The sequence below is a fragment of the Bradyrhizobium sp. SZCCT0148 genome (genome assembly GCF_018129985.1).
In the GTDB taxonomy this organism is placed as follows: domain Bacteria; phylum Pseudomonadota; class Alphaproteobacteria; order Rhizobiales; family Xanthobacteraceae; genus Bradyrhizobium; species Bradyrhizobium japonicum_H.
The window spans coordinates 233,391-249,958 of the sequence record NZ_JAFCKT010000003.1; the positions used below are offsets into that span (position 1 = coordinate 233,391).

Annotated in this window: 13 protein-coding genes; 7 read left to right on the forward strand and 6 right to left on the reverse strand. The window is 64.9% G+C overall.

Annotated elements, in window-relative coordinates; translation table 11 throughout:
- The first annotated feature begins 9 nt into the window (after window positions 1-9).
- The 3 genes from JQ580_RS12905 (at window position 10) to JQ580_RS12915 (ending at window position 2,515) form a co-directional block, all read left to right on the forward strand.
- Entirely contained in the window at window positions 10-1,035 is a 1,026-nt protein-coding gene (locus JQ580_RS12905) for an alpha/beta fold hydrolase (protein WP_212280424.1), read from the forward strand.
- Between the two features lie 71 nt (window positions 1,036-1,106).
- Window positions 1,107-1,673 (forward strand): cytochrome P460 family protein, encoded by a 567-nt coding sequence (locus JQ580_RS12910; RefSeq protein ID WP_212280425.1) that lies wholly within the window; start codon window positions 1,107-1,109, stop codon window positions 1,671-1,673.
- A gap of 17 nt (window positions 1,674-1,690) precedes the next feature.
- Window positions 1,691-2,515, forward strand: coding sequence for an SDR family NAD(P)-dependent oxidoreductase (locus JQ580_RS12915; protein ID WP_212280426.1), 825 nt, complete (start codon window positions 1,691-1,693; stop codon window positions 2,513-2,515).
- Window positions 2,516-2,521: 6 nt separating this feature from the next.
- Here JQ580_RS12915 and JQ580_RS12920 read toward each other — a convergent pair whose 3' ends face one another.
- From JQ580_RS12920 to JQ580_RS12930, 3 genes are all read right to left on the reverse strand, one after another.
- Entirely contained in the window at window positions 2,522-6,031 is a 3,510-nt protein-coding gene (locus JQ580_RS12920; RefSeq protein ID WP_212280427.1) for a PAS domain-containing hybrid sensor histidine kinase/response regulator, read from the reverse strand.
- A 233-nt stretch (window positions 6,032-6,264) separates the two neighbouring features.
- Window positions 6,265-7,494, reverse strand: a complete 1,230-nt coding sequence (hemA, locus tag JQ580_RS12925; protein WP_212280428.1) for a 5-aminolevulinate synthase — start codon at window positions 7,492-7,494, stop codon at window positions 6,265-6,267.
- A 207-nt stretch (window positions 7,495-7,701) separates the two neighbouring features.
- Window positions 7,702-8,424, reverse strand: coding sequence for a GntR family transcriptional regulator (locus tag JQ580_RS12930; RefSeq protein WP_409363203.1), 723 nt, complete (start codon window positions 8,422-8,424; stop codon window positions 7,702-7,704).
- A 164-nt stretch (window positions 8,425-8,588) separates the two neighbouring features.
- On the opposite strand from JQ580_RS12930, the gene JQ580_RS12935 reads away from it, so the two are divergent.
- From JQ580_RS12935 to aroQ, 4 genes are read left to right on the forward strand one after another with little or no spacing between them, the layout of a single operon-like run.
- Window positions 8,589-9,617 carry a TRAP transporter substrate-binding protein gene (locus JQ580_RS12935; RefSeq protein ID WP_249134142.1) on the forward strand — a complete coding sequence of 343 codons (1,029 nt, stop codon included), beginning with the start codon at window positions 8,589-8,591 and terminating at the stop codon, window positions 9,615-9,617.
- Window positions 9,618-9,636: 19 nt separating this feature from the next.
- The gene (locus JQ580_RS12940) at window positions 9,637-10,179 is read left to right on the forward strand and encodes a TRAP transporter small permease (RefSeq protein ID WP_212280430.1); all 543 of its coding nucleotides are present in this window, start codon (window positions 9,637-9,639) and stop codon (window positions 10,177-10,179) included.
- 2 nt (window positions 10,180-10,181) lie between these two features.
- The gene (locus tag JQ580_RS12945) at window positions 10,182-11,462 is read left to right on the forward strand and encodes a TRAP transporter large permease (protein WP_212280431.1); all 1,281 of its coding nucleotides are present in this window, start codon (window positions 10,182-10,184) and stop codon (window positions 11,460-11,462) included.
- Window positions 11,463-11,481: 19 nt separating this feature from the next.
- Complete coding sequence (aroQ, locus tag JQ580_RS12950; protein WP_212280432.1) at window positions 11,482-11,913, forward strand: type II 3-dehydroquinate dehydratase; 432 nt, start codon at window positions 11,482-11,484, stop codon at window positions 11,911-11,913.
- A 108-nt stretch (window positions 11,914-12,021) separates the two neighbouring features.
- Here the strand turns inward: aroQ and JQ580_RS12955 are convergent, their stop codons facing one another.
- The 3 genes from JQ580_RS12955 to JQ580_RS12965 form a co-directional block, all read right to left on the reverse strand.
- Window positions 12,022-13,083, reverse strand: coding sequence for an MBL fold metallo-hydrolase (locus JQ580_RS12955; RefSeq protein WP_212280433.1), 1,062 nt, complete (start codon window positions 13,081-13,083; stop codon window positions 12,022-12,024).
- Between the two features lie 289 nt (window positions 13,084-13,372).
- The gene (locus tag JQ580_RS12960; protein ID WP_212280434.1) at window positions 13,373-15,523 is read right to left on the reverse strand and encodes a methyl-accepting chemotaxis protein; all 2,151 of its coding nucleotides are present in this window, start codon (window positions 15,521-15,523) and stop codon (window positions 13,373-13,375) included.
- A gap of 166 nt (window positions 15,524-15,689) precedes the next feature.
- The gene (locus JQ580_RS12965; RefSeq protein ID WP_212280435.1) at window positions 15,690-16,415 is read right to left on the reverse strand and encodes an outer membrane protein; all 726 of its coding nucleotides are present in this window, start codon (window positions 16,413-16,415) and stop codon (window positions 15,690-15,692) included.
- Window positions 16,416-16,568: the final 153 nt, after the last annotated feature.

Consider the following 16,568-nt stretch of genomic DNA (forward strand, 5'->3'; position numbering starts at 1 on the left):
AGGTACACCATGAAGCAGATCATCGACCAGCATCGCCGCAAATTCTTCGGCGTCGCCGCGGGAACCGTCGCTGTCGGTCTCGGCATTGTCGACTTCGCCCGCGCCGAGACGGAGGCGCCCAAGTCGGTATCGAATGCGTCGTTCGGCACGATCAAGCAGATCGACGCCGGCGTTCTCAACGTCGGCTATGCCGAGGCCGGCCCGTCAAACGGCCCCGTCGCGATCCTGCTGCATGGCTGGCCCTACGACATTCACGCCTTCGTCGATGTCGCGCCGATCCTCGCCAAGGCGGGCTATCGGGTCATCATTCCCTATCTGCGCGGTTACGGCTCAACGCATTTCCTCTCCGGCGAGACGCTGCGCAATGGCGAACCCGCAGCCATGGCGGCGGACATCATCGCGCTGATGGACAAGCTCGACATCAAGCAGGCGGTCGTCGCCGGCTTCGACTGGGGCGCGCGCACCGCCGACATCATCGCGGCGCTGTGGCCGGAGCGCTGCCGCGCGCTGGTGTCGGTCAGCGGCTATCTGATCTCCAGCCAGGCCGCGGGCAATGCGCCGCTGCCGCCATCCGCCGAGCTGCAATGGTGGTACCAGTTCTACTTCGCGACCGAGCGCGGCCGCGCCGGATATGAGAAATACACGCATGATTTCGCGAAGCTGATCTGGAAGCTGGCTTCGCCGCAGTGGAAGTTCGACGACGCCACCTTCGACCGCAGTGCAGCCGCACTCGATAACAAGGATCATGTCGCGATCACGATCCACAATTACCGCTGGCGGCTCGGGCTCGCCACAGGTGAAGCGAAATACGAGGAGCTTGAAAAGAAGCTCGCGGCAGCTCCAGTCATCACCGTTCCGACGATCACGATGGAAGGCGACGCCAACGGTGCGCCGCACCCCGACCCCGGCGCCTATGCCAAGAAATTTTCCGGCCGGTACGAGTTCCGGCTGATCACCGGCGGCATCGGCCACAATCTGCCGCAGGAGGCGCCGCAGGCCTTTGCCAAGGCTGTCATCGACGCCGACGGCGCTTGAGGAATCGTCAGTGCCTCGGTCGGGCCACGCTGGACCGAGGACACCCGTTAACCCCTGCCAGGTGAGAGATCATGACGTCGACTGAAACTGAAAAGAAGAGATCGTCGTTCCGGACGGCGATCGTGCTCGTTGCGATTCTGATCGTGGTGCTTCTGACATGCGTGCCCTATCTCGTCACGATCGCGCCTGCGGAAGAGGCGGCGGCGGAGCGCGCGACGACCGACGCGTCGCCGATCTTCGGTGTCACGATTCCGCCCGGCTACAAGCAGTGGCAGTTGATCGCGCCGGCCGAAGAGGCCGCCCCGCTCGACGAGCTTCGCGCTGTCGTCGGCAACCAGACCGCAATCGACGCCTATCAGGCCGGAAAGCTGCCGTTCCCCGACGGCACCATCCTGGTCAAGCGTGCCTGGAAGCGGAAGCAATCGCCGGACTTCGCATCCGCGACAGTTCCCGGCGCTGCCACCACCGTGCAGGTGATGGTCAAGGATTCCAAAAAATATGCCGCGACCGGCGGCTGGGGCTTCGGCCGTTTCATCAACGGCAGGCCGGTCGACGAGGCCCAGCACCGCACCTGCTTCGCCTGCCACGACGCGCGGGTCAAGAACCGGGATTACGTCTTCACGCGGCTGGCGCCGTGAAGCGCCCGGAGACGATCATGTCGAAGACCTGGTTCATCAGCGGAAGCTCGCGCGGACTTGGCCGTGCGCTGACGGAAGCCGCGCTCGCGGCGGGAGATCGTGTTGTCGCTTCCGCGCGCGACACGGTTCCGCTCGAACCGTTGCGTGAACATTTCGGGGAGACATTGCGGCTGGCCAAACTCGACGTGACCGACGATGCAGCCGCGCAGGCCGCGATCGGTCTCGCCGTGGAGGCATATGGCAACATCGATGTCGTCGTGAACAACGCCGGCTACGGCGAACTCGGGTCGGTCGAGGACACCAGCCTTGTGTCGTTCCGGCAGCAGATCGAGGTCAATCTGCTCGGCACCATCATCGTCACCAAGGCGGCAATCCCCGTGCTGCGTCGGCAGCGCCGCGGCCATATCGTCCAGGTCTCGTCCGTCGGCGGACGGATCGGTGCTCCCGCCCGCGCCGCCTATTCCGCGGCGAAATGGGGCGTCGAAGGCTTCTCGGAGTCGCTGGCGCGCGAGATGGCGCTGATCGGTGTGCACGTGACGATTGTCGAGCCCGGCGGCTTCAGGACCGGCTTCGCGCAGGCCGCGCACGCCACCGGAGAGGGGCGTACCGAGTATGATGCCGTCGTCGGCGCCGCCGTCAGGATGCAGCGAGACTACGACGGCCGGCAGCCCGGCGATCCCGCGAAGGCGGCAGCAGTTCTCCTGAAGATCGTCGAGATGGATCGACCACCCTTGCGCATCGCGCTCGGCAGCGATGCCGTCGACGCCATCTCCGCGACGGACCGGCAACGCCTCGAAGAGCTCGAGAGCTGGCGCGCACTCAGCGTGTCGACAGACTACTGAAGCGCTTTACTCCGCCGCGACCATCTGCTGCGTGCGCCACTGGCCGAGCAGGGCGCGCAGCGAGGCCGGCTTCACCGGCTTGTTGAGCACCGCGACTTTCTCGTCGCGGGCAGCGACCTGCACGGCGGGGCTGCGGTCGGCGGTGATCAGGATCGCGGGGATGCCGTCGCCGAAACGGCGGCGGATCTCGCGGATCGCGGCGATGCCGTTGCCGCGGTCGAGATGGTAGTCGACCAGCAGGCCGGTGACGCGGCGGCCGGCAGCCTCCATGGCCGCCATCGCGCCCTCGGGATCGGCGACCGCAATCACCTCGGCGTCCCACGCTTTCATCAGCGTTCGCATGCCGTCGAGGATCGCCGCATCATTCTCGATGCAGACGATCAGCGCGCCCGAGATCGGCGTGCGCGCCAGCGGCGTCGCGCTGGTCACGGCGGCGGTGTGGGTGATGGCCTTCGCCGTCGGCACCGTCACCGAGAACACCGAGCCGCCGCCCGCATTGGAGTCGATGGCGATGCCGTGGTTGAGCACGCGGGCCAGCCGCTCGACGATCGAGAGGCCGAGGCCGAGGCCGCGCGCGATCCGCGCGCCTTGCTCGAGGCGATGGAATTCCTTGAAAATTTCGCCCCGCTTGACCAGGGGGATGCCGACGCCGGTGTCGTAGACGCAGATCTTGAGCGAGGCGCCCTGGCGGCGGCAGCCGACCAGCACACGGCCGCGCGGGGTATATTTGATCGCGTTGGAGATCAGGTTCTGAAGCAGGCGCCGCAGTAGCAGGCGATCGGACTCGACCGGGAGCGAGCAGGGGACGAAGGCAAGCTCCAGATTCTTGGCGCGCGCGCTCGGCGCGAACTCGATTTCCAGCGAGCGCATCAGATCGGCCATCTTGAAGCTCGAGATCGAGGTCGTCATCGCGCCGGCGTCGAGCCGTGAGATGTCGAGCAGCGCGCCCAGGATCTCCTCGATCGCCTGCAGCGATTCGTCGATGTTCTCGACCAGCCGCATCTCCTCGCCGCTGTGCTGGCGCTCGACCAGGCTCGTGACGTAAAGCCGCGCCGCATTCAAGGGCTGGAGAATGTCGTGGCTGGCGGCGGCAAGGAAGCGCGTCTTGGAGATGCTGGCGTCTTCCGCGGCGCTCTTTGCCAATGCGAGTTCGGAGTTCAGCCGCGTCAGCTCCTCGGTACGGTCGCGCACCCGCTTTTCCAGCGTCGCGTTGGCGCGCTCCAGCGCCTCCGCCGCCTCGAAGGTGGGGGTGACGTCGGTGAAGGTGATGACGAAGCCGCTGCCGGGCATGCGGTTGGTGAGCACCTCGATCACCATGTGGCGCTCCGGCAGCCGTTCGAGATAGGGCTCGCCCTCGGTGGTGTAGGCGGCGAGACGCCGTTCGATCATCGCCTCGCGCCCGGCCGGATCATCGGGATCGCTCACGCCCATGAATTCGAGGATCTCGCGCAAGGGCGTGCCGAACTGGACGATGTGCGGGGGCACGTTGAGCAGGTCACCGAACTGCCGGTTGGAACAGATCAGCTGCAGGTCGGCGTCGAATACGGCGATGCCCTGGCGCACGTGGTTGAGCGCGGTCTGCAGGATCTCGCGGTTGAAGTGCAGCGCCGCGTGGGAATCATCGAGCAGTTTGAGCGCGGCTTTCGCCGAGACCGTTCGCTTGCGCAGAAGCAGCGACATCACGAGGCGGGAAGACGCAGCCCCGATCGAGGAAGCGATCAAATGCTCGGCGTGCTGCAGCAGCTCGAAATCGGCAGGTGCTCCGGGCTCGAGCCTTACATTGCGCCGCGCGGAGAATGCCTCGAAGGAATGCCGGGCGCGATCGGGTCCGAGATATTGCGCCACCGTGGTCTGGATGTCCTGCACTGTGACGGTGGTGCGCCAGCGGCGGAAACTCGGCGAGATCGGCGCGAGCGTGTTGGGCACGAACAGATCGGCCTGCAACAGCTCGATGGACGACGGCCGGCGCGCCAGCGACAGCAGCACATAGGTCAGGATGTTGAGCGACAGCGACCAGATCACGCCGTGCATCAGCGGCGGCAGATCCGCGCCGAACAGCGCCTGCGGCCGCAGTGCCTCGATCCCGAACGGGCCGTGCTGCAGCAGCAGGATGCCCGATGTCGAGGTGTCCATGAAGCTCGGGATGAACAGCGTATAGAGCCAGACCGCGAAGCCGACCAGCATGCCGCCGATCGCGCCGCGCGCGGTCGCGCGCCGCCACAGCAGCCCGCCGAAGAAGCTCGGCGCAAGCTGGGCGATAGCGGCAAAGGAGAGCAGGCCGATCGCCGCGAGCTGGGTATTGCCGAGGGCGCGGTAGTAGAAATAGGCCATCACCATGATGGCGAAGATCGCAAGCCGCCGCGAGCGCAGCAGGAAGTCGCTGAAATCGGCGCCGCCGGTGCGTCCTTCCGGCCGTCGCTGCAGCACCAGCGGCACTACGAGGTCGTTCGAGACCATGATCGAGAGCGCCACGCATTCGACGATCACCATCGCGGTCGCCGCCGACAAGCCGCCGACGAAAATGGCGACGCTGAGAAGCCCCGCACCGCCCTCCATCGGGAGCGCCAGCACGTACATGTCGGGGTCCGCCGCGCCGAACGGGAAGCTGACGAGGCCGGCGAGCGCGATCGGGATCACGAACAGATTGATGGCGACGAGGTACAGCGGGAACAGCCAGCGCGCGCGACCGACCTCGGCGTCCGAGGAGTTCTCGACCACACTGACGTGGAACTGGCGCGGAAGCAGCATGATCGCGCAGAGCGACAGCAACGTCATGGTCAGGAAGTTGCCGATCGACGGCGAATAATTGATGGCGCGCACCGCCTCGGGCGTCTTCATGGCGCGCTCGATCAATTCGTGCGGCGAGAACATCCAGAAGGTGACAAAGATGCCGGCGGCGAGGAAAGCGACCAGCTTGATGATGGATTCGGTCGCCACCGCCAGCATCAGGCCGTGCTGGTGCTCCGTGGCGTCGGTCTGCCGGGTGCCGAACAGCACGGCGAAGGCGGCCATTGCCAGCGTCACCATCAGCGCGACGTCGCCGACGATCGGGATGTGGGAGAAGGCCTGGTCTTCGCTCAGGATCGTTTCGAGCGACGAGGCCACCGCCTTGAGCTGCAGCGCGATGTAGGGCACCGAGCCGATGATCGCGATTCCGGCGACGGTTGCTGCCACCGCCTGGCTCTTGCCGTAGCGGGCGCCGATGAAATCGGCGATCGAGGTGATGTTGTGGGCCTTCGCCAGCTGGATCACGCGGCGGAGCACGTTGGCGCCAAGGCCGATCATCAGGATCGGGCCGACATAGATGGCGAGGAAGTCCGTCGAGGTGCGGGTGGCGAAGCCGACCGAGCCGAAGAAGGTCCAGGAGGTGCAGTAGATCGCCAGCGAGAGCGGATAGATCAGCCCGGAGGCACGGCCGCGTCCAGCCGGCGAGCGGCGGTCGCCATGGCTCGCCACCAGGAACAGGAAGCCGATATAGCCGAAGGCGGCGGCGATCACGCCCCAGTCGTGCAGCATGGCGAGGTGCGCTTCTCCCAGGGCGCGGTAGCGTCCCGATCTTCCAAGGGCGCCGACTGCGCCCGAGCTCATTTTCGCTGGAAATCTAGCGCGTTGGGCTCACGCAAGCGACAGCGAAATGCCGAACCGGGGCAGGAACTGGGGTTGTCGTTAAGCCGTGGGATGAGCCGCCTGCTCTTACCCTCCCCTGGAGGAGAAGGGTCGACCGCGCGCAGCGCGAGCGGGAAGAGAGCCTACTCCGCCGCCATCGACTTGGCGCGCAGCGGCAGGCCGAGACGGTCCCACACCTGCAGCAGGGCTTCGGCGAGCTGATCGATCAGGCCATCGTCGTGATAGGGCGAGGGCGTGATGCGCAGCCGCTCGCTGCCCTTGGCGACCGTCGGATAGTTGATCGGCTGGATATAGATGCCATGCTGCTCGAGCAGGAGATCGGACGCCTGCTTGCACTTCTCGGCATCGCCGATGAACAGCGGCACGATATGGGTGTCGCTCGACATCACGGGCAGGCCGGCCGCGTTGAGGATCGCCTTGACGCGGGCGGCACGGTCCTGGTGGCGCTCGCGCTCCCAGTTCGAGGTCTTCAAATGCTTGATCGCGGCGGTCGCGGCCGAGCAGATCGCCGGCGGCAGCGCGGTGGTGAAGATGAATCCCGGCGCATAGGAGCGCACGGCGTCGATGATCTGGCCGTTGGCGGCGATGTAGCCGCCAAGGCAGCCGAACGCTTTCGCCAGCGTGCCCTCGAGAATGTCGATGCGATGCATGACGCCGTCGCGCTCGGCGATGCCGCCGCCGCGCGGCCCGTACATGCCGACCGCGTGGACCTCGTCGACATAGGTCATCGCGTCGTACTTCTCGGCGAGATCGCAGATCCTGGCGAGCGGAGCGACGTCGCCATCCATGGAATAGAGGCTCTCGCAGACGATCAGCTTCGGCCGCTTCGGGTCGGCCGCCTTCAACAGCTCTTCCAGATGCGCAACGTCGTTGTGGCGGAACACGACCCGCTCGCAGCCGGACTGGCGGATGCCTTCGATCATCGAATTGTGGTTGAGCTCGTCCGACAGGATGAGGCAGTTCGGAAGGAGTTTTGCGATGGTCGGGATGCCGGTCTGGTTCGAGACGTAGCCCGAGGTGAACAGCAGCGCGGCTTCCTTGCCGTGAAGATCGGCGAGTTCGGCTTCGAGCTGGACCAGCGGATGATGCGTGCCGGCGATGTTGCGGGTGCCGCCGGCACCGGTCCCGACGCGCGTCGCGGTCTCGACCATGGCGCCGACAACCTTCGGGTGCTGGCCCATGCCGAGATAATCGTTGGAGCACCAGATCACGACGTCGCTCTGGCCTCGGGGCGAGTGCCAGACCGCGTGCGGGAATCGCCCGGCCCTGCGCTCCAGGTCGGCGAACACGCGGTAGCGTCGTTCAGCGTGGAGACGATCGAGAGCGGAATCGAAGAACTGGTTGTAATCCATCGGCAAACCTGCAACGGAACCTGGCCAAGGGGCCGCATCTTCTTAGAGCTTTTCCAGCTCCAATGTCTATGCGCTATCCCACATTTGATGGTGTGGGGCATTTGGGCAAAATGCCCTATCGTGCGATTTGAAAGTTGATCCCGATCAAGTTCGCTCGAGATTTGATGCTGCTCCGCACAATACACGAAGCGCCGGTCGCGTGGCCGTTCAGCCTGCCTTGGCCTTCTTGCGCGGTTCGCGCTGCGTATCCTTCGTGATTGGCTTCAGCCAGTCGGAATTTCGCAAGGCATGCGTCACGCAATCGTGGATGTGGGTGTGCAGCACCTTGTTCGCGCCTTTGGCGTCGCGCTTCAGCGCCAGCTCCTTGAGCTCACGATGTTCGGCAGCGGCCATCTCGCCGCGAAACACGACGGCGATCATCTGATAGCGCAGATAGCGGTCGTAGACCGCGGCATGCGCGTCGAGCAGCACCTTGGAGCCGCAGGCCGCGACGAGCGCCCGGTGAAACTGGAAATCGCACTGTTTCCAGCTCTCGGCGTCTGATCGCTCGCCCGACAGCAGCATCCGCTCCATCGCCGCGAGCTTGTGATGGGCAGAGACGATGTGCGCTTCCCAGTCGAGATCGCCCGCCGCAAACGACTTCTCGATCATGTGGCCTTCGAGCAGTTCGCGAAGCTCGGCGATCTCCTGGAATTCCGCCGCCGAGATCAGTGCGACCTCGAAACCGCGCTGGCCTTCGGCGACGACGAAGCCTTCCGAGCACAGCCGGTTCAGGGTCTCGCGGAGCGTGGAGATGCTGGTGCCATAGGCGCTGCTCATCCGCTCGAGCTTGAGCTTCTGACCCGGCGTCAGCTTGCCAAAGATCAGGTCGGCGCGGATGCGGCGGTAGGCGCTATCGCCCACGGTTTCGGCGGTTGTGTCGGAAAGGATGTCCATGCCTCATCCTAGCGCCTGGGATGTGCGTTTTGACAAATTTTGCAGTTTTATAAAGCGTTTCTTTTATTCTCATATAAAATGCAAAATATCGGTTGATTTATACTTCGTCCTATAAGACGTTCGCGCCCTTAAGAATGAGATCATCAGGGAGGGGCGCGATGCCTGTTCGATTCAAGGATCTGGTTTGGGTGGCAGCGATCGGCGCGGTTGCCTTGGGCGCGATGGGCCCAGCGTCGGCGCAGGCCATCCAGGAGCGCACCATTCGCTGGGGGCACCTCAACAACACCGATCATCCGGTCAGCAAAGGCGTGCAGAAATTCGCGGAAATCGTTGCTGCCAAGAGCGGCGGCAAGATCAAAGTGAAGGAATATCCGGCCAATCAACTCGGCAGCGAGATGCAGCAACAGTCGGCGTTGCGCGCCGGTACCCAGGAGATGCAGTCACCGGCGACGACGTCGCTGGTCGGCATCGTCAAGGACTACGGACTGATCGACTTCCCCTTCATCGTCTCGACCCCGCAGCAGGTCGACGCGCTGCTCGACGGTCCGCTCGGTGCGGCGCTGCTGGCGAAACTGCCGGAGAAGGGGCTGGTCGGGCTCGCTTATTGGGATCTCGGCTTCCGCAATGTCACCAACAGCCGGCGGCCAATCACCAAGGGCGAGGACCTCGACGGCATCAAGATCCGCGTGATCCCGAACCCGGTTTATCTGGAGACCTTCAAGGCCTTCAACGCGAACCCGGTGCCGATGAGCTTTTCGGAGCTCTACAGCGCGCTGGAGACCCGCACCGTCGACGGCCAGGAGAATCCGTTCTCGGTGATCCTGTCGAACAAGTTCTTCGAGGTGCAGAAGTATCTCAGCGTCACCAACCACACCTATTCGACCAACATCATTCTGATCAGCAAGAAGTTCTGGGACGGGCTATCGCCCGACGAGCAGAAGATCCTGCAGGATGCCGCGATCGAGGCGCGTGACTATCAGCGCAAGGTCAGCCGCGAGCAGGCCACGGCCGCGATCGACGAGCTCAAGGCCAAGGGCATGGAGATCAACCAGATTGCGCCGGCCGAACTCGACCGCATGCGCGTGAAGACCAAGCCGATCGCGGAGAAATTCTCCGCCGATTACGACCCCGCACTCGTCAAGCTGTTCAACGGCGAGCTCGACCGCGTGCATGCGCTCAAACCCTGAGCGCGGCGAGCCGGATATCATGACAGCGATCGTCGACGCCTGTTTCTGGCTGCTGCGCGCAGTCATCGCCGTGCTGCTTGCCGCGATGTTGGTGCTGGTGTTCGGCAACGTGGTGCTGCGCTACGGATTCAACTCCGGCATCGCCATTTCGGAAGAGCTGTCGCGCTGGCTGTTCGTATGGATGGTGTTTCTGGGCGCGATCGTCGGCATGAAGGAGCACGCCCATCTCGGCGTCGACACCCTCGTCAAGGTGTTGCCGCCGCTCGGGCGCAAAGCCTGCTACGGCCTCAGCCACGCCCTGATGCTCTTCGCCTCGGTGCTGCTGACGGAGGGATCGTGGAAGCAGACGATGCTGAATTGGGACACGGTGGCCCCGGCATCGGGCTTGTCCGTCGGACTGTTTTATGCCGCCGGCATCGTATTCGGCGCCGCCTCCTGCGTGATCATCGTCCAAGAGCTCTACCGTCTCGCAACCGGACAGATCGCCGACGCCGACCTCATCGCCATCAGCGAATCCGAGGAGCTCCCGCATTCTCCTGACGCCGCCGGCGGGAAGCTTTAGGTATGACCGTCGCCGTCTTCACCTTCTCGCTGCTGGGCGCCATGGCGATCGGCATGCCGATCGCCTTCGCGCTGATCATCTGCGGCATCGCGCTGATGACCTATCTCGCGATGTTCGATTCCCAGATCATCGCGCAGAACGTCATCAACGGCGTCGATTCCTTTCCGCTGATGGCGGTGCCGTTCTTCATCCTCGCCGGCGAGGTCATGAACACCGGTGGCCTCGCCCGGCGCATTCTCAACTTCGCGATCGCGCTGGTCGGGCATTTTCGCGGCGGGCTCGGCTATGTCGCGATCCTGACCTCCTGCATCCTCGCCTCGCTGTCGGGATCGGCGGTCGCGGACGCCGCGGCGCTCGGTTCGCTGCTGGTGCCGATGATGGCCGCCGCCGGCCACAATCGCGCCAGTGCGGCCGGCCTGGTCGCGGCCGGCGGGATCATCGCGCCTGTCATACCGCCCTCGATCGGCTTCGTGATCTTCGGCGTCGCCGCCAACGTCTCGATCTCAAAACTCTTTCTCGCCGGCATCGTGCCGGGCCTGCTGCTCGGTGTCGGCCTGTGCTTCGCCTGGTGGTGGGTGGTGCGCAAGGAAAACCCGGCGCGGCTGCCGCGCAAGAGTGTCGCCGAGATCTGGCGCGCCCTGATCGACGGTTTCTGGGCCTTAATGCTGCCGATGATCATCGTTTTCGGCCTGCGCTTCGGCATCTTCACGCCGACGGAGGCCGCCGTCGTCGTCGCGGTCTATGCGCTCGTCGTGGCGATGGGCGTCTATCGCGAGCTCAAGCCGTCGCAGCTGCCGGCGCTGCTGGTCTCGACTGCGCAAACCACGTCGGTGGTGATGTTCCTGGTCGCCGCCGCACTGGTGTCGTCCTGGCTGATCACGGTCGCCGAAATCTCCGACCAGATCGTGGCGCTGACGAAGCCGTTCGCGGGCAATCAGACGCTCCTCACGATCGTGCTGATGATCATCGTCGTGATCGTCGGCACCGCACTGGACATGACGCCGACCATCCTGATCCTGACGCCGATCCTGATGCCGATCGTCAAGCAGGCCGGCATCGACCCCGTCTATTTCGGCGTGCTCTTCATCATCAACAACGCCATCGGCCTGATCACGCCACCTGTCGGCGTCGTGCTCAACGTGGTCGCCGGCGTCTCCCGGGTATCGATGGACGATCTGATCCGCGGCGTCTGGCCGTTCATGATCGCGCAGCTGGCCGTGCTAGCCTTGCTGACGCTGTTTCCCGTTCTCGTCACCGGACCGGCAAAATGGTTCGGCGGTTAACCTCCAAAAGGTCCTTGCCATGAAGCGCGTGATGATCCTCAACGGTCCCAACCTCAACATGCTCGGCATCCGCGAGCCGCACATCTACGGCACCACGACGCTCGCCGAGGTCAATGCGAGCTGCGAAGAGGTCGCGGCCAAGCTCGGCCTCAAGCTCGCCTTCCACCAGTCCAACCATGAAGGCGTGCTGGTCGACCTGATCCAGTCGGCGCGGCAGGACGCCGATGCCATCATCATCAATCCGGCGGGCCTCTCCTTCACCTCGGTCTCGATCATGGACGCGATCAAGACGTTCGAAGGTCCGGTGCTGGAAGTCCACATCTCCAATATCCACGCCCGCGACGAATACCACCGCCACTCGAAGATCTCGTTTGTGGCGACCGGGGTGATCTGCGGGCTGGGCCCGTTCGGCTACATCGCGACGCTGCACGCGATCGCGAACATGAAGTGAGGCGATGCCGGCCTAAGCTCGTCAGGCCCGGGCTTGTCCCGGGTATCCACGAACTCGTTTCCGCGCCGAGCGGGGATGGCCGGGCAAGCCCGGCCATGACGACCATGTCTAGGTCGTCCTGAACTGCAGCACGCCGTCCTTCGTCTCCGCCGTCAGCCGTCCCTCGACGATCATGTAGTTGACGTGGGCGACGAGCTCGCCGGCGGCAAAGCCCATCTGGTGCTCGTCCAGCACGTGCTTGTTGAAGACGACAGGCACCAAAGCGCGCGAGGTCTGCGGCACCTCGCGGCAGGCTTCCGCGATCAGGCGGCAGCGCTCTTCGTGATGGTCGGCGAGCTGCTTGATGCGGGTCTTCAATCCGTAGAACGGCACGCCATGGCCGGGCAGCACCAGGAGGTCGTAGGGCAGCGTGGTGGTGAGGCTCGCCAGCGACGCCAGATATTCGCCGAGCGAGTTCTGGTCGGGCTCGACTGCCCACACGCTGACATTGGGCGAGATCTTGCTCAGCACCTGGTCGGCGGAGAGGAACAGCTTGTCGTCGGCGCAATACAGCATCACCTGGTCGAGCGCGTGGCCGCCGCCGGTGATCACCTTGAAGCGGCGCGCGCCGATCACGACCTCGTCGCCATGCGAGATCCGGCGGTAGGCTGGCGGCAGCACCGAGACGCGCTTGAGATAGTCCTGGCCGCGGCCGAGCAGCTTCTCCGTCAGCGAATCGTCCATGCCGTGGCGGCGGAAGAACTGCCGCTGTGCTTCCTTCCGCTCCTCGGTGCCGCGATTCTGGTGATAGACCGATTGCAGATATTCGACCTGCGACATCACCAGCGGGCAGTTGAAGCGCTCGACGACCCAGCCTGCAAGCCCGACATGGTCGGGGTGGGAATGGGTGACGATCAGGCGCGTGATGTGGACGCCCTTCAGTGGCCCGTCGAACAGCCTGGTCCAGGCCTCGATCGTCTCCTCGTTGCCGAAGCCGGTGTCGACCATCGCATAGCCGTCGCCATCGGCGAGCAGGTAGATGTTCACGTGGTTGAGGCGAAACGGCAATTTGAGCCGCGCCCACAACACGCCGGGCCTGACCTCGACGACCTCGTCGTGGCCGGGGTGCTGATCCCAGGGATAGCGCAGGGCCTCGGCGGAGGACTGTGGGGTGTCGGTTTTCGTGTTCATCCTATCGGATTAAACCCAGCGCGGGCGGTGCGCCAGCCGAAAAAGGCTACGCGGCCCGCCCGCATGGCGGTCATTCCGGGCGGCATCTTTCCGTGGTGTGGGACAGTCGTGACCCGAACTCGGTCACCTCTCCCGCTGGCGGGGGAGGTCGGCGCGTAGCGCCGGGTGGGGATCTCTCCCCGCGGGGAATTTCGGGTGTGTCTCAGGTGATCCCAATGCGGAGGCACCCCCGCCCCGGCCCTCTCCCGCAAGCGGGAGAGGGAGTGCAGTCTCCGTGCTGCCGGCGTCCTTATGCCGCCCGCATGTTGTTGAGGAACGCGTCGATCTCTCCGCGCAGCATGTCGGCTTCGCGGCGGAGCGCATCGGAAGCGCCCAGCACTTCGTTTGCCGCGGCGCCGGCTTCGGCGGATGCGGTGGAGACGCCGACGATGTTGCTGGAGACCTCGCTGGTGCCGCCGGCCGCGTGCTGGATGTTGCGGGCGATTTCGCGGGTGGCCGCGCCCTGCTCCTCGACCGCGGCCGCGATGGTCGTGGTCACGTCGTCGATCTCGCCGATGATCCGGCCGATACCCTGGATGGCGCCGACGGCCGACGACGTGATGTCCTGCATGCTGGCGATCTGGGCGCGGATCTCTTCCGTCGCCTTGGCGGTCTGGCTCGCGAGGCTCTTCACCTCGGAGGCGACCACCGCGAAGCCGCGGCCGGCCTCACCCGCACGCGCGGCCTCGATGGTGGCGTTGAGCGCGAGCAGGTTGGTCTGCGAGGCGATGGTCTGGATCAGGTCGACCACGACGCTGATGCGGCTCGCGCTGTCTGCCAGGCTCTGCACCGTGGCGTCGGTCGCGCCGGCCTCGTCGACCGCCTTCTTGGCGATGGCGGCCGAGGTCACGACCTGCTTGCTGATCTCCTCGATCGAGGACGACAGCTGCTCGGTGCCTGACGATACGGTCTGCACGTTGACCGAGGTCTCTTCGGCGGCGGAGGCGACCGCGTTGACCAGCGCGTTGGACTGATCGGCGGTGGTCGACATGCTCTGCGCCGTCGACTGCATCGAATTGGCCGACTGCGCCAGATTGTCGAGCGCCGAGCGCACCGTGTTTTCGAACTCGGCGATCCTGGCTTCCATGCGCGCGGCCCGCTCCGCCTTGGCGACCCGGTCCTTGTCCTGTTCGGCGGCGAGCGCCCTGGCCTCGATCATGCTGTCGCGGAACACGGTCAGCGTTTCCTTCATCACGCCGATCTCGTCGTTCTGCCGGGAGCGGACGATCTCGGTGTCGAGGTCGCCGGCCGAGAGCAGCTGCATGGCGCGCTGAAGCTCACCGATGCGGCGCAGGATGTTGCGGCCGACATAGAGCCAGACGAACAGCGCCGAGCCGACCAGCATCAAGGCCCCCAAAGCCAGCATCACGGTCGTCGCGAGCGAGGTCTCCTGCTGCGCCTGGGAGGTCGACGCGTTGGTTTCCTTCTGCACGCCGTCGACGAGCTGCTGCACGCTGATGCCGAGGCCGACATTGAGCTTGCGGGTCTCGTCCAGGATGGTCTGGCCGTAGTCGATGGAGTCGAGCTCCTTCTCTCGCAGATTGAACACGCCGGTCTTGCCGGTGCCGAGCGCGAGCAACTTCTCCGCCGTCTCGCGCAGCATCTTGTTGCCCTGGTTGTCGGGCAGCAGATCGAGGTTGGAGCGCAGGCGGCCCTGCGCCGTCTTGAATCCCTTCTGGATGTCGTCGAGCTTGTCGCTGGTGTTGGCCGACAGCGCCGCGCTCATGTCGGCGGCGGCGAGGTTGCCGCTGGCGACGACGTTGCCGAGTTGGCCGACGGTCTGCGCGGCGTCGCTGGCGTCCGCGGCGGACAGGTCGGCCGAGCCGAGGATGGCATTGACCCGGGTCTGGGCGTCCAGCATGGCCGGGCTGGCTGCGCCGACGAAGGCGGCTTGCGCGTTGCGTAGCGCGTCATATTGCTTGTCGTGAAGGGCGGCGATGTCCAGCCGTTCGCGGGCGGCCTTGGCCAGGCTCTGGGCCGCCTCGTTGATGCTCTTCATCGTTTCGCTGAGGCCGGCGACGACGGTCTTGTCACCGCCGAGCTGGATGATCTCGGTGAGCTTCTGCTGGGTTTGCTCCTGCAGTTCCTTGAGCTTCTTGGTACGCTCGTTCAGGGCTTCCTCGTTTTGCGCCGCGAGCAGGGCCGGCCCCTGGGCTGCGAGGCTCGCGCTCAATGCCGACAATTGCAGGCTGGCGGTGAGGCGCGGAATGTCCCGCCCGCTCAGATCGGTCATGCGACCGCCTAGACTCTGCAGCGCCAGGCCGGCGCCGGCCGCGATCACGAGGCCCATGCCTGCAATCACTGCGAAGGCCGTGAACAGGCTGCCACGCACGCCCCAGTTCGGCAGTTTGAAGCGCGGCAGAGAACGGCCCAAACGGCCAAGCCCCAGACGGATCGCCATCGAAAATTCCCCCAACGTTCTTGCTTCTGGTTGTGGCCGGCAGTATCCGCACCGCAGGTTAAAAATTCGCAATTTCTGCAAGCGGTTGCACCAGTTCCGCAGCGCGAAAAAATAAGGGCCGGCGAAATCGCCGGCCCCCTTGTCTTAGTAAGGTCGTGGTAACCGATCAGTAGCGCGCGACGGCCGGGCTTGCCCAGTTGAAGCGGTAGTTGAGGCCCGCCTTGATGGTGTGGTCGTCGGTGGTGAAGCTGCCGGTGCCCGTGAGCGGACCGGCGGTGAAGCTCGCGTCGCCGAAATTGTAGTACTGATACTCGGCTTTGGCCGACCAGTTCGGGGCGAACATGTATTCGAGGCCGGCGCCGACGGTGTAGCCGTTGCGGTGATCGCCGGTGATCACGAAAGCGGTCGGCACGCCGCCGACGGTCACCTTCTCGTTGTTGTCCGAATAGGCGTAGCCGCCCTTCACGTAGACGAGCCCGGGGCCCCAGGTGTAGCCGACGCGGCCGGTGATCGATCCAAGGCCACGCTGGTCGTTGGTGTAGGCGATGCCGCCCGGAAACACGGCGCCGACGCTGCCGGAGAGCCAGGAATACTGGCCTTCGACGCCGACCAGGAAGTTCGGGTGGAACTGCCAGTCGCCGCCGACCTGCACGCCGCCGAGGAAACGGCCGTTGCCGTTGTTGCCGGTGGAGAGGCCGCTGAAATTGTTGTCGCTGGAGAACGCGCCGCCGATATGGCCGCCGATATAGAAACCGGTCCAGTTGTAGATCGGCGCGGCATAGGCCGGCGCCGGCGACTTGTAATAGTTGCGGTTGCCGAGATCGGCACCGACGGCCGGTGCAGCCGCGCCCACTACGAGCAGCGCAACGGTCGCGAACAGAATCTTCTTCATCGTCTTGAACTCCGACACTCTAGGTCCCCGGCAGGCGCGCTGTCCGCGCCGCGTTGGTTTTGCAGATAGCTCGCTTTTGACGAAAATGCTGTCACATGCGTGGCACAGCGGCGCCCAACCTAACTTATTGGGTTGCAAATGATTTTCGTGCTT

Excerpts from the sequence above, each read along its gene's own strand:
- JQ580_RS12905 (WP_212280424.1), top strand. The coding sequence starts at position 10 with ATGAAGCAGATCATCGACCAGCATCGCCGCAAATTCTTCGGCGTCGCC.
- JQ580_RS12910 (WP_212280425.1), top strand. The coding sequence starts at position 1,107 with ATGACGTCGACTGAAACTGAAAAGAAGAGATCGTCGTTCCGGACGGCG.
- JQ580_RS12915 (WP_212280426.1), top strand. The coding sequence starts at position 1,691 with ATGTCGAAGACCTGGTTCATCAGCGGAAGCTCGCGCGGACTTGGCCGT.
- JQ580_RS12920 (WP_212280427.1), bottom strand. The coding sequence starts at position 6,031 with ATGCTGCACGACTGGGGCGTGATCGCCGCCGCCTTCGGCTATATCGGC.
- hemA (WP_212280428.1), bottom strand. The coding sequence starts at position 7,494 with ATGGATTACAACCAGTTCTTCGATTCCGCTCTCGATCGTCTCCACGCT.
- JQ580_RS12935 (WP_249134142.1), top strand. The coding sequence starts at position 8,589 with ATGCCTGTTCGATTCAAGGATCTGGTTTGGGTGGCAGCGATCGGCGCG.
- JQ580_RS12940 (WP_212280430.1), top strand. The coding sequence starts at position 9,637 with ATGACAGCGATCGTCGACGCCTGTTTCTGGCTGCTGCGCGCAGTCATC.
- JQ580_RS12945 (WP_212280431.1), top strand. The coding sequence starts at position 10,182 with ATGACCGTCGCCGTCTTCACCTTCTCGCTGCTGGGCGCCATGGCGATC.
- aroQ (WP_212280432.1), top strand. The coding sequence starts at position 11,482 with ATGAAGCGCGTGATGATCCTCAACGGTCCCAACCTCAACATGCTCGGC.
- JQ580_RS12955 (WP_212280433.1), bottom strand. The coding sequence starts at position 13,083 with ATGAACACGAAAACCGACACCCCACAGTCCTCCGCCGAGGCCCTGCGC.
- JQ580_RS12960 (WP_212280434.1), bottom strand. The coding sequence starts at position 15,523 with ATGGCGATCCGTCTGGGGCTTGGCCGTTTGGGCCGTTCTCTGCCGCGC.
- JQ580_RS12965 (WP_212280435.1), bottom strand. The coding sequence starts at position 16,415 with ATGAAGAAGATTCTGTTCGCGACCGTTGCGCTGCTCGTAGTGGGCGCG.